This is a genomic window from Pseudoruegeria sp. SHC-113 (assembly GCF_025376885.1).
Classification (GTDB): domain Bacteria; phylum Pseudomonadota; class Alphaproteobacteria; order Rhodobacterales; family Rhodobacteraceae; genus Pseudoruegeria.
Genome location: NZ_JAHUBR010000004.1, coordinates 62,362 through 74,589, shown reverse-complemented (window position 1 = coordinate 74,589; position 12,228 = coordinate 62,362). Strand labels below are relative to the sequence as shown.

Genomic DNA, 12,228 nt, shown 5'->3' with positions numbered 1-12,228 from the left:
CCCCAGAGTGAGACGTGGAACCCCACATGCGGCATGCGTTCACCGGGCCGTTCCCTCGGCCCGGTGAACGCCCACTGTTCTATACAGCTCAGGTTATTTAAGTTTCTGGAGGCTTTAAACGCGGTGGTAGGGGCTGCCCGCAAGAATGGAGGCCGCCCGGTAGAGCTGCTCGGTGAGCATCACGCGGGCCAGCATATGCGGCCAGACCATCTTGCCGAAGGAAAGCTTGAAATCGGCTTGTGCCCGCAACTCGGGCGCCAGCCCGTCAGCCCCGCCGATCAGGAAGGCCACATCCCCGCGCCCCATGTCGCGCCACTGGCCTAGCTGGATGGCGAAATCGGGTGAGGTCATCACCCGGCCACGCTCATCCATCGCGCAGATCACCGCGCCCTTGGGCAGGGCGCGCTCCAAGAGCGCGGCCTCGGCAGCCATGCCGCCGCCCTTCTTGTCTTCGACTTCGGTGAGGGTGGCGGGCCCAAGGCCCAGTGCGCGCCCGGTCCTGTCGAACCGGGTCAGGTAGTCGTCGATCAACTCGCGCTCGGGACCGGCCCGTAGGCGGCCCACGGCACAGATATGAACGCGCATCTAGGCTTTCGCAGGCGTCGCGCCGGCTGTGAGCCACATCTTTTCGAGCTGGTAGAACTCGCGCACTTCCGGACGGAAGACATGCACGATCACATCGCCCGTGTCGATCAGCACCCAATCCCCCGCATCGGCACCTTCCACCTTGGAGTGGATGCCGAATTCGGTTTTCAGGCGCTCGGTCAGCTTCTCGGAGATCGAGGCAACCTGCCGCGACGAGCGGCCCGAGCAGATCACCATGTAATCCGCCATCTCGGACTTGCCGCGCAGGTTGATCTGCGTGACATCCTCGGCCTTGTCATCCTGAAGCGAAGAGAGAATGGCGTCGAGCAGCGTTTCGCTCGACCAATCCGTTTGAACCGCCGTCATCGCGGTTTCCGGTGCAATCGTGCCATCGATTGCGTCTGCAGCGTGAGACAGGACATCGTCCTCCTTGCAACGCGCCGACAAGGCCCCGGCGCTGGGCATGGCTCAAAGGTAACACTCACGGGGGCAAATCTCAATCCATGCCCCCGCCGCGCAGGCCACAATGCCGCTATGACGTTTCGTTCTAGCCTCTGCAAGGCTGCAGTTGCGCCACGTTCACCGCATCGGTGATCTCCCACAGGGGGGTGCGCGGCAGCAGGGGCAGGAAGGTTGCGCCGCTGTCGAGGCTGATGTCGATGGCGGTGGTGACGGTGGGCGAGACCGGCCCGTCGATGGCGCAGCCCTTCACATCGACCGAAAGGCTGCCCTTCGCGGTATCGGGGCTTTCGGCCTTCCACGTGCGCGCCTGCGCCTGCAATTCGCGGAAGCGCGCGGCATCTTTCTCTGTGAGCGAGAAGTCCAGTAGATCGTCGCCACGCTTCACCGTCTGCAGCTTGAAATCCTCTTTCAGCTGCGTGGTGCCATTCGTGGCCCCCACCGAAAGCACCGCGCCGCCTTTTTGCAGGCCCACGCCCTCGGGCAGGTGGATGCGCACGGCGATGGTGGCCGGATCAACGGTGAGCGGGTCCGTGTCCTCCAGCAGCTTCACCCCGGCCGGCGGCGGCGGCGTGCAGGCCACGAGGGTGGCCAGCGCAAGGCAGGCAAGCGCGGGTTTCAGGGCGGAGAAAGGGGATGCAGGCAACATGACAAAGACCTTGGATCGGGAAACAGCAATCAGTGGCGCCACCTTGGCGCAGCATGGCGCGTGAAGGAAGGCTGAATGTGTTAACGCCACCATCCGGCCCCGCCGCCGGCGGTCAATCGCCGTCCAGATCGGGCGGCATCGGCGCTCCGCGCGGGCGCTCGGGCTTCGGCGCTTCTTCGCCCAGTATCCGCACCTCGCGCTGCGGGAAGGGAATGCTGATCCCGGCCGCCTTGAAGGCATCCCAGAGCGCCAGATAGACATCGCCGCGTACGTTGGTGAGGCCGCTGGTGGCATCGGAGATCCAGAACCGCAGCACATAGTCCACGCTGCTGTCGCCAAAGCCGGTGATGTGGCAGACGGGCTGCTTGTCCGGCAGCACCCGGTTCACCGAAAGCGCGGCGTCGATGGCGGTGCGGCGCACGTGGTGCGGATCGTCGCCATAGGCGGTGCCGAAGTGGATATCGAGGCGGACAAGCTCGTTTGAGTGGCTCCAGTTCACCACCTGGTTGGTGATCAGGTCCTCGTTGGGGATCAGATATTCCCGCCCGTCCCGTGTCACCACCGAGACGTAGCGCGCGCCCAGCGAGTCGATCCAGCCGAAGGTATCGCCAAGCGAGATCACGTCACCGGGCTTCACCGATTTGTCCATTAGGATGATAACGCCCGACACGATGTTGGAGACGATCTTCTGCAAGCCAAAACCTAGGCCAAGGCCGATGGCACCGGAGAGCACGGTGAGGCCCGTCAGGTCGAACCCGATGGCGCGCAGGCCGAAGAAGACGGCAGAGACATAAAGGAACGCCTGCGTGAGCTTGGCGATCAGCACCCCGAGCGTGGGCGAGATGTTTTCGTTCTTGGCGGCCCAGCGCGTGATGAAATTGGAAAGCGAGCGGGCCAGGAATACCAGCGCCCCCGTCACCACGAGCGCCTTGAAGACGATTAGCACCGAGAGGCGGAAATCGTTGATTTCTATGGCGATGGCATCCATCACGCCCGCAACCGGTTCCAGAAGGCCGGTGAAATAGAGCGCGGTGTAGGTCCAGGCGACCCACTTCAGGATGCGGCCCATCAGCGGGTTGCGCACGAAGCGGGTGATCAGGCTCACGAAAATCCACGCCAGCCCCACCGATCCGGCAATCCGCAGGATGTAGGTGTGCGAGGGGAACATCCCCAAGAGGTTGTTCATCACGAAGACGGAGAGCCAGATCAGCGCCACATAGCTGTAGCCCCAGATCCTGCGGTGCAACTCCACGAGGTTGCGCAACTGCGCCTTGCTGCGCCCCTCAAGGCCTCGGATCCACGCATAGACGCGCGGTGCGATCACGGCCTTGGCCCCCCAAGCCGCACAGGCCAGCGCGATCAGGATCACAAGTTGGCGCAGGCGCGACGGCAGGAGCATTGAGCGCAGGAAGCCCTCGGCCTCATCCGTATAGCGCCAGAATTCCGCCGTGAGTTGCTGTAGTTCCTGCTCCATAGGGCGATCATTGGATCAAGCCGCGCCGCTTGTATAGCCCGGAGTCACTTGCCGATGCGGCGGGAAGCCTGTATCCCAACGCCGATGACTCGTATTTTCGACATAGATGACCACGCGCGCCTGCCCTGGCGCTTCCACGGTCTGGCTTTGTCCATCGTCACCGGCCTATGAGCCGGTCGCTCGCTTACGCGCAGCCGAACCATCACGCCACGACGAACCTTTAGCGGGAGAGGATAACCATGACCGCGCCCAAAACACTCTATGACAAGATCTGGGATGCCCACGTTGCCGATGAGGCCGAGGACGGCACCTGCCTTCTGTATATCGATCGCCACCTCGTGCATGAGGTGACGAGCCCGCAGGCATTCGAAGGCCTGCGCATGGCGGGCCGCCAGGTCCGCGCGCCGGAGAAAACCATCGCCGTGCCCGATCACAACGTGCCTACCACGCTGGATCGCGAAAAAGGCATCGACAACGAGGAAAGCCGCATTCAGGTCGAGGCGCTCGACAAGAACGCCAAGGATTTCGGCATCCACTACTATCCGGTCTCTGACGTGCGTCAGGGCATCGTGCACATCGTCGGCCCCGAACAGGGCTGGACGCTGCCGGGCATGACGGTGGTTTGCGGCGACAGCCACACCGCCACCCACGGCGCTTTCGGCGCGCTGGCCCACGGCATCGGCACCTCGGAAGTGGAGCACGTTCTGGCCACCCAGACGCTGATCCAGAAGAAATCCAAAAACATGAAGGTGGAGATCACCGGCAAGCTGAAGCCGGGCGTCACCGCCAAGGACATCACCCTCGCCGTGATCGGCGCAACCGGCACCGCCGGCGGCACCGGCCATGTGATCGAATATTGCGGCGAAGCGATCCGCGATCTGTCGATGGAAGGCCGGATGACGGTCTGCAACATGGCCATCGAAGGCGGCGCCCGCGCCGGCCTGATCGCGCCCGATGAGGTCACCTACGAATACGTCAAAGGCCGCCCGCACGCCCCGAAAGGCGCGCAGTGGGAAGCCGCGCTGGCGTGGTGGCAGACCCTCTTCACCGACGAAGGCGCGCATTTCGACAAGGTCGTCACCCTGCGCGGCGAGGACATCCAGCCCGTCGTCACCTGGGGCACCTCGCCCGAGGACGTGCTGCCGATCACCGGTGTCGTGCCCTCGCCTGAGGATTTCAAGGGTGGCAAGGTCGAGGCCGCGAAACGCGCGCTCGATTACATGGGCCTCACACCGGGCCAGAAGCTGACGGACATCGAGATCGACACCGTGTTCATCGGCTCCTGCACCAACGGCCGGATCGAGGATCTGCGCGCTGCGGCCGAGATCCTGAAAGGCAAGAAGATCAAGGTGAAACGCGCCATGGTCGTGCCGGGCTCGGGCCTCGTCCGGGCGCAGGCCGAGGAAGAAGGGCTCGCCCAGATCTTCCAGGACGCGGGCTTTGAATGGCGGCTCGCGGGCTGCTCCATGTGCCTTGCCATGAACCCGGATCAGCTCTCGGAAGGCGAGCGCTGCGCCGCCACCTCCAACCGCAACTTCGAAGGCCGTCAGGGCTACAAGGGGCGCACGCATCTCGTGTCCCCGGCCATGGCCGCGGCGGCTGCCCTCACCGGCAAGCTGACCGACGTCCGCGAGATGATGTAAGGAGCCAAGCGATGGAAAAATTCGAAACCTTCACCGGCATCGCGGCCCCCATGCCGCTCGTCAACATCGACACCGACATGATCATCCCGAAGGTCTTCCTGAAGACGATCAAACGCTCGGGCCTTGGTGTGCACGCCTTTGACGAGATGCGCTTTGACCGGCAGGGCAACGAGATCCCCGATTTCGTGCTCAACCAGCCGGCCTACCGCAAGAGCCAGATCCTGATCGCGGGCGACAACTTCGGCTGCGGCTCCTCGCGCGAGCACGCGCCCTGGGCGCTGGCGGATTTCGGCATCAAGGTCGTGGTCTCCACCTCCTTCGCCGACATCTTCTTCAACAACTGCTTCAAGAACGGCATGCTGCCGATCGTGCTGCCGCAGGAGCAGGTGGACATCCTGATGAAGGACGCCGAGAAGGGCGAAAATGCCCGCATGACGGTGGATCTTGAGGCGCAGGAGATCACCACGTCGGAAGGCGATGTGATCAAATTCGAGGTGGATGCCTTCAAGAAGCACTGCCTTCTGAACGGGCTCGACGACATCGGCCTGACGCTGGAGAAGGCCGCGTCCATCGACACCTTCGAGGCCGCCGCCAGCGCCCAGCGCCCCTGGGTCTGAACGCGAAAGACAAGGTTAACGACTCGCGCATGGGTCGTTTTCATTGCGGAAACAATAAGCACGGTCAGCCTTTGTTGCTGACCGTGTTTGCGTTTGAATGATGCAAACGCGCACCAGTGATGGGGCGAATATGGCAAATCCTAAAGGTGATCATTAACAACACCTTGCCCGCGGACGTGAATGCGATGCAGGATTAAGGCAAGAATGAGGCAGCCGCCGAACACCAAGAGCGGCACAGTTTGGAACAAGGGAACGGCGCCAAGATCGTCCCGTCCAGGTTGAGGGTAAAACGGCAGTGATCATGCAGCTGACAGGTGCGCTGGTGCGCGCAGCGCTTGTGGGGATCGTCATCGCGACGCCGTCCCTGCTGCTGGGCAACACCTCGGCGGACTCCAATCAGGTGGTTGCGCTCGTTGCCATTTTCGCCGCCCTTCTCACCTTCGTCGAATATGCCGTCGTCAGCCCCTCGCTGATCGAGTTCCGCGACGCTCCCCCCTTCAACCGCATCCGGATGCTCTCGCTGTTCGTCACGGTGTTCATGCTCACCATGATCGTGCGCGGGGCCTATACCGCCACGCCCATGACAGAGCTGGTGACGGCGATCGGCACGGTCGTCAGCCACGCGATGGATTTCCCCTTCAGCCCGGTGCGGCTCGTTACGCAGGCCGCGCCGCTGGACACACCCCCCGAAGCGCTGCACCTGCTGGCGGCGGCTGTGGGCATGTCCTACCTTGTGTCGCTGGTGACGCTGGCGATTTTCCTGATCATCCTGCGCCTGTGGAACTGGCCCGCGCAGGCCGGGCAGTTCAACGTCTGGATCAACCTGCCCACCTTTGACCCCACCGCCGGGGGCGATGTGGTGAAGCGGCTGCTGCGGGATGGCCGCGTTAACGTTTCCTTAGGCTTCACGTTGCCATTCTTGATCCCGGTTGCGGTGCATTATGCGGCGGGCGTTTTCGCGCCGCTCTCCTTTGAGTCGCCGCAGACGCTGATCTGGATCGTAGCGCTATGGGCCTTCCTTCCCGCTTCCCTCTTCATGCGTGGCATCGCGATGGCGCGGATCGCCTATATGATCGAAGAAAAGCGCTCCGCCCTCTCCCGCGCCGCCGAACGCGCCTTGCAGGCCGCCTAGGCGCTCTTTTCCTCGTCGTCCTTGGTGCAACCGCACAGGTCACACAGGCAGAGCCCCTGCGCATCGCAACCTATTCTTCCGAGCTGACCCGCCGCGGCCCCGGCCTGCTGCTGCGCGATATCCTCTCCCGCAAGGATCCGCAGATAGAGGCCACGCTTGCCGTGCTGCTGGCCACGCGGCCCGACGTGCTGCTGCTCACGGATTTCGATCAGGACCCGGACTCGCTGGCAGCGCAAGCCTTAGCCCAGCGGCTCGCAGAGGCCGGGCTGGCCTTGCCGCATGTCTACACCGGCCCCAGCCCGCGCGGGATGCCGTCCGGCCTCGATCTGGACGGCGATGGCCGCCTGGGCGAGCCGGAAGATTCCATCGGTTTCGGGCAGTTTCCCGGCAATGGCGGCATGGCCGTGCTCTCGCGCTTTCCTTTTCTGCCGGGTGCGCGGGATCTGTCTGGCGTGATGTGGTCCGCCCTGCCCGGCAACCTGCGGGCAGATGTGGCGCAGAAGGTGGCGGATCAGCCGCTCTCTAGCTCCGGCCACTGGATCGTGCCACTGGACCTGCCCGGAGGGCCGCTCACGCTTCTCGCCTTCCACGCCGCGCCGCCCGTGTTTGACGGCCCCGAAGATCGCAACGGGCGGCGCAACCATGATGAGATCCGGCTTTGGGGGGAGGTCTTGGACAACAGCCCGCCAGAAGCCCTCGTGCTGCTCGGCAACGCCAATGCCGATCCTTTCGATGGCGAAGGCCGCAAAGGCGGCATCGGCTGGCTACTCACCCACCCTGCCCTGCAGGATCCCGCCCCGGAAAGCGGCGGCGCGCGGCTGGATTCAAAAGCGCAAGGCGGCTTGAACGCCGCCCATCAAGGCCCGCCAGCGCAGGACACCGTGGACTGGCCCGACAGCGGGCGCGGCCCCGGCAACCTGCGGGTGGACTACGTGCTGCCCGCGCGCGGCCTCACCGTACAGGCCGCAGGCACCCATTGGCCCGCGCCCGGCACGGAAGCGGCAGAAACCGCCGCCACCGCCAGCCGTCACGCGCTGGTCTGGGTGGACATCGACTGGCCGTAGGACGCCGAAGGCGCCGCGCGTTTCACCCCCTCCGGGATCTCCGCCGCCATCACCTCGGGGAGCGGCGTCGGCTCGAAGGCTGGCAGCAGGCGGGCAAGCTTCGTGCCATCCAGCGCGTGGTCCGTTTCAAACAGGTAGCGCATTTCGCGCATCTCGCGGGCCAGCTCCCAGAACGGGCTGGCAACCGTCATGTACCACCACGGAAAGCGCGCCAATTTCAGCGGGCGATCCAACTGGCGCTCCAGTTCCGCTTTCAAGGCGAGCATCGAGAAGGCATGGCCCTCGAAAGGCACATCCTCGAACGGCGCAAGGCTTTCGCGCTTCTCCGCCAGCAGCACGGCCACCCGCGCCCAATCCGGCAGGTAGCAATAAGCGCGCGTGACGCCCGGATCGCCCAGCGTGGTGAGCCGCCCTTTCGCCAGATCCTTCATGATCACCAGCGCCATGAGCGTGCCCTCATGAGCCGGGTCGATGAAATCCCCCGCCCGCAATACGATCGTCTGCACACCCCGCGCGGCGGCGGCGCGGTAGGAGGCCTCGATGCTTTTGCGGATCTCGCCTTTGCGGGCACAGGGCTCTTGCGGCGTGGTTTCCGACCAGGGGCCGGGCTGATCTCCGAAGTTATAGACATTGCCCGGCAGGATCACCGTGGCCCCGCTCGCCTGCGCCGCTGCGATCACCTGTGCGGTGAGACGCGGCAGCAGGGTGTCCCAATCGTGGTAGGCGGGCGGGTTGAAGCCGTTGACGATCACGTCGCAGCCTTTCGCCGCTTCGATCAGATCGTCCGTCTCACGGTCGAACTGGCGCACGCACCAGCCCGCGTTCCAGAAGGCTTCAGTGGCATGGCGGCCGATCTTGCCGCGCCCGCCAAGGATAAGAACCGTTTTCGTCATGGGGTGTCTCCTGCGAATATCGCCTTGCCTCTGACATACGTTCAAGAAAGGCGTTCACCTATTGCCCGAAATCGGCGATATGCTATTCAATTGTGAATGGATAACAGCACCCCTCCCGATTGGACCCTCTGGCAGAGCTTCCTTGCCGTGGCTGACACCGGCTCGCTGTCGGCGGCCGCGCGGCAGTTGGGCCTGAGCCAGCCCACGCTGGGCCGTCACATCCGCCAGCTGGAAACCACGCTGTCGCTCACGCTCTTCGCCCGGCAGGCGCGCGGGCTGTCGCTCACCGCGGAGGCCGAGGCCCTGCTTGCGCCAGCCCGCGCCATGGCCGAGGCCGCCGCGCAGCTGGGCATGGTCGCCAGCGGGCAGGCGGCGGAGCCTGCGGGCACGGTTCGGATCACCGCCTCAGTGATGATGGCGCAACATGTGCTGCCGCCGATCCTCGCCATGATCCGCCAACAAGCGCCGGAAATCGAGCTGGAGCTGCTGGCCTCCGACAAGAGCGAGAACCTGCTGTTTCACGAGGCCGACATCGCGGTGCGGATGTATCGGCCCACGCAACTCGACATCGCCACGCGCCATCTGGGTGACATCGCCCTCGGGCTTTATGCGGCCGAAAACTACATCGCACGGCGGGGGATGCCTGCAAACCTCGATGAAGCCCTGCAGCACGATTGGGTGGGCTATGACCGCTCCGACCTGATCCTGCGTGGCATGCGCAGTTTTGGCGTCGAAGTGGACCGCAGCTTCTTCGGCATCCGCTGCGACAACCAGCCCGCTTACTGGCAACTGGTGCGCGCGGGCCTCGGCATTGGCGCCGGACAGACCTTTGTGGCGCGCCAATGCCCCGAGATCCGCGCGGTTCTGCCGGAGGTCACGATCCCACCCCTGCCCGTCTGGCTCTCGGTGCCGCAAAGTCTGCGCCACAGCCCGCGCGTGCGGCGGGTGTATGACCTGCTCAGCGAGGGCCTGACAGAGGTGGTGGAGCGCGGGTGAGAATGCATGACAGAGCCGGGCGGCCCCAGCCCGTAGGTGGGGGCTGAAAGCCCCCGCCTTGGGGGCGGGCGGGGGCTGCCCAGCGTGCCGCCGGGCGAAAGGGGCTGGTGAAATGCTTCCGAGATGCCGCAACGTCCATCGCACCGCTTGACCCCCTTTATTTCAAGGGGTAGGCCGTTTCCCGACATTTACTTGCGAGACGAGGCCTCCTGATGAGCAATCCTTCCCTTCTGATCCTTCCCGGCGACGGTATCGGCCCCGAGGTCATGGCCGAGGTCCGCAAGGTCATCGACTGGTTCGGCGCCAACCGCGGCCTCGCCTTCGACGTCTCCGAGGATCTGGTGGGCGGTGCGGCCTACGACGCCCACGGCACCCCGCTGACCGACGAAACCATGGAGAAGGCGCAGGAAGTGGACGCTGTCCTGCTCGGCGCCGTGGGTGGCCCGAAATACGACGTTCTGGATTTCTCGGTGAAACCCGAGCGCGGCCTGCTGCGCCTGCGCAAGGAGATGGACCTCTTCTCCAACCTGCGCCCCGCCCAGTGTTTCGACGCACTCGCCGATTTCTCCTCGCTCAAGCGCGACGTGGTGGCCGGACTCGACATCGTCATCGTGCGTGAACTGACGAGCGGCATCTACTTCGGTGAGCCGCGCGGCATCATCAACGAAGGCAACGAGCGCGTCGGCATCAACACCCAGCGCTACACCGAGAGCGAGATCGCCCGGGTGGCGCGCTCCGCCTTTGAACTGGCCCGCCGCCGCGGCAACAAGGTCTGCTCCATGGAGAAGGCCAACGTGATGGAAAGCGGCATCCTGTGGCGCGACGTGGTCACCGAGATCCATCAGGCCGAATACGCCGACGTGGAGCTGTCCCACATGTACGCCGACGCTGGCGCCATGCAGCTCTGCCGCTGGCCCAAGCAGTTCGACGTGATCGTGACCGATAACCTCTTCGGCGATCTGCTGTCGGATGCCGCTGCGATGCTCACCGGTTCGCTCGGCATGCTGCCCTCGGCCTCGCTCGGCGCACCGATGGCCAATGGCCGCCCGAAAGCGCTTTACGAGCCGGTGCATGGCTCCGCCCCCGACATTGCGGGCCAAGGCAAGGCCAACCCGATCGCCTGCGTTCTGAGCTTCGCCATGGCGCTGCGCTACTCCTTCGATCAGGGTGATGAGGCCACCCGCCTTGAAGCTGCCGTAGAGAAGGTGCTGGCCGATGGCGTGCGCACCGCCGATCTGCTGCAAGCCGACGGCGAGCAGCCCGTCTCCACCTCCGAAATGGGCGACGCGATCATCAAGGCGCTGGACGCCAGCCTGTAAGGCGGCACCTGCCTGTAAAAGCTTGAAAGCGGGCCCTCAGCGGCCCGCTTTTTGCGTCAGCCTGTCTTTACGGCCCGGCCACAACCTTTATGGTCGGCCCAACTCCGACCCTTTTTCGAGATCACGTCATGACAAAAGCCCTGCCCGGCGGGAATGTCACCGGGGCGCTTTTCGCCCTCGCCGCCTACGGAATATTCTCCACCCACGACGTGATCGTGAAGTTTCTCGGCGGCACCTATACGCCGTTCCAGATCCTGTTCTTTTCGGGCCTTCTGGGCTTTCCGCTGCTGGTGCTGATGCTGATCGGCGATCCCGACAAGGGCACGCTGCGCCCGGTGCACCCGTGGTGGATGCTCACGCGCACCGTGGCCTCGATGGCCTCAGGGCTTGGGGCTTTCTACGCCTTCTCGGTGCTGCCGCTGGCACAGGTCTATGCCATCATCTTCGCCGCTCCGCTGCTGATCACGGTGCTGGCGATCCCGATCCTTGGCGAAAGCGTGGGCATCCATCGCTGGGGCGCGGTGATCGTCGGGCTGTGCGGCGTGTTGATCGTGCTGCGTCCGGGCTCCACCGCGCTGGAGCTTGGCCACCTCGGCGCGCTTATGTGCGCCGTGGGCGGCGCGCTGAACTCGGTGATCGTGCGCAAGATCGGGCAGGAGGAACGCAGCGCGGTGCTGCTGCTCTATCCGATGCTGGCGAACTTCATCGTGCTCGGCTGCGTCCTGCCCTTCGTCTACGTGCCGATGCCGCTGCAGGATTTCGGTGGCGTGGCGCTGATCTCGGCCATGGCGCTGCTAGCGACCTTCTGCCTGATCATGGCCTATCGCCACAGCGAGGCGGTGATCGTCGCGCCGATGCAATATTCCCAGATCATCTGGGCCACCGTCTACGGGCTGATCTTCTTCAACGAAACTCTCGACGGCCCCACCGCCCTTGGCGCGGGCGTGATCATCCTGTCGGGCCTCTACATCCTGTTCCGTGAAAGCCGGGGCAAAACCTCGAAAACCACGCCGGTGCTGCGCTCGCGCTCCCGCACGGGCACAGGCAACCCGCTGCGCGTCGGGGCCTATCTCCCGGCCAGCCTGCGCGGCGCGAGGCGGCCTGCTGAGGCGTCTCAAGACGCCCCCACAGCAGCGCCCGAAACCGAGGCCCCGAAGGCAAAGGACACCCCCGGCGGCACCCCCTGACTTTTTTCATCCCCGCGCCAAGAATCTGCGCGACTCGGGGTTGCCAAAGCCCAAGCTTGGCTATAATTCCCGCCCTCACGGTCGGAGTGTAGCTCAGCCTGGTAGAGCACTGTCTTCGGGAGGCAGGGGTCGGAGGTTCGAATCCTCTCACTCCGACCAATACAAACAAGGCGCCGCGCGGCGCCTTTTTTGTTGCCCAAACATTCCCCA

Annotated in this window: 12 protein-coding genes and 1 tRNA gene; 8 read left to right on the top strand and 5 right to left on the bottom strand. The window is 64.6% G+C overall.

From position 1 onward, the window contains the following. Positions 1-114: 114 nt before the first annotated feature. The 4 genes from rlmH to KVX96_RS17765 form a co-directional block, all read right to left on the bottom strand. Positions 115-585 carry a 23S rRNA (pseudouridine(1915)-N(3))-methyltransferase RlmH gene (rlmH, locus tag KVX96_RS17780; RefSeq protein WP_261196136.1) on the bottom strand — a complete coding sequence of 157 codons (471 nt, stop codon included), beginning with the start codon at positions 583-585 and terminating at the stop codon, positions 115-117. Next, the gene (rsfS, locus tag KVX96_RS17775; protein ID WP_409977140.1) at positions 586-951 is read right to left on the bottom strand and encodes a ribosome silencing factor; all 366 of its coding nucleotides are present in this window, start codon (positions 949-951) and stop codon (positions 586-588) included. A gap of 181 nt (positions 952-1,132) precedes the next feature. After that, entirely contained in the window at positions 1,133-1,693 is a 561-nt protein-coding gene (locus KVX96_RS17770; RefSeq protein WP_261196134.1) for a hypothetical protein, read from the bottom strand. Between the two features lie 112 nt (positions 1,694-1,805). After that, complete coding sequence (locus KVX96_RS17765; RefSeq protein WP_261196133.1) at positions 1,806-3,167, bottom strand: mechanosensitive ion channel family protein; 1,362 nt, start codon at positions 3,165-3,167, stop codon at positions 1,806-1,808. Positions 3,168-3,406: 239 nt separating this feature from the next. Between KVX96_RS17765 and leuC the strand changes: the two genes are divergently transcribed. From leuC to KVX96_RS17745, 4 genes are all read left to right on the top strand, one after another. After that, positions 3,407-4,810, top strand: a complete 1,404-nt coding sequence (gene leuC / locus KVX96_RS17760; protein ID WP_261196132.1) for a 3-isopropylmalate dehydratase large subunit — start codon at positions 3,407-3,409, stop codon at positions 4,808-4,810. Between the two features lie 11 nt (positions 4,811-4,821). Further along, positions 4,822-5,427, top strand: coding sequence for a 3-isopropylmalate dehydratase small subunit (leuD, locus tag KVX96_RS17755; RefSeq protein WP_261196131.1), 606 nt, complete (start codon positions 4,822-4,824; stop codon positions 5,425-5,427). A 301-nt stretch (positions 5,428-5,728) separates the two neighbouring features. Beyond that, positions 5,729-6,559, top strand: coding sequence for a hypothetical protein (locus KVX96_RS17750; protein ID WP_261196130.1), 831 nt, complete (start codon positions 5,729-5,731; stop codon positions 6,557-6,559). A 56-nt stretch (positions 6,560-6,615) separates the two neighbouring features. Then, positions 6,616-7,623, top strand: a complete 1,008-nt coding sequence (locus KVX96_RS17745) for an endonuclease/exonuclease/phosphatase family protein (protein WP_261196287.1) — start codon at positions 6,616-6,618, stop codon at positions 7,621-7,623. On the opposite strand, the gene KVX96_RS17740 is transcribed toward KVX96_RS17745, so the two are convergent. Further along, on the bottom strand, positions 7,587-8,516 hold the full coding sequence (locus KVX96_RS17740; RefSeq protein WP_261196129.1) for an NAD-dependent epimerase/dehydratase family protein: 930 nt from the start codon (positions 8,514-8,516) through the stop codon (positions 7,587-7,589). The genes KVX96_RS17745 and KVX96_RS17740 overlap by 37 nt on opposite strands. A 96-nt stretch (positions 8,517-8,612) precedes the next feature. Between KVX96_RS17740 and KVX96_RS17735 the strand changes: the two genes are divergently transcribed. The 4 genes from KVX96_RS17735 to KVX96_RS17720 all read left to right on the top strand — a co-directional run bounded on the left by KVX96_RS17735 (position 8,613) and on the right by KVX96_RS17720 (position 12,177). Then, positions 8,613-9,512: a LysR family transcriptional regulator gene (locus KVX96_RS17735; RefSeq protein ID WP_261196128.1), complete on the top strand. Its 900-nt coding sequence runs from the start codon at positions 8,613-8,615 to the stop codon at positions 9,510-9,512. Between the two features lie 212 nt (positions 9,513-9,724). Next, complete coding sequence (gene leuB / locus KVX96_RS17730) at positions 9,725-10,831, top strand: 3-isopropylmalate dehydrogenase (protein WP_261196127.1); 1,107 nt, start codon at positions 9,725-9,727, stop codon at positions 10,829-10,831. A gap of 128 nt (positions 10,832-10,959) precedes the next feature. Beyond that, positions 10,960-12,018 (top strand): DMT family transporter, encoded by a 1,059-nt coding sequence (locus KVX96_RS17725; RefSeq protein ID WP_261196126.1) that lies wholly within the window; start codon positions 10,960-10,962, stop codon positions 12,016-12,018. Positions 12,019-12,100: 82 nt separating this feature from the next. Continuing rightward, positions 12,101-12,177 (top strand) — tRNA-Pro (locus KVX96_RS17720). Positions 12,178-12,228: the final 51 nt, after the last annotated feature.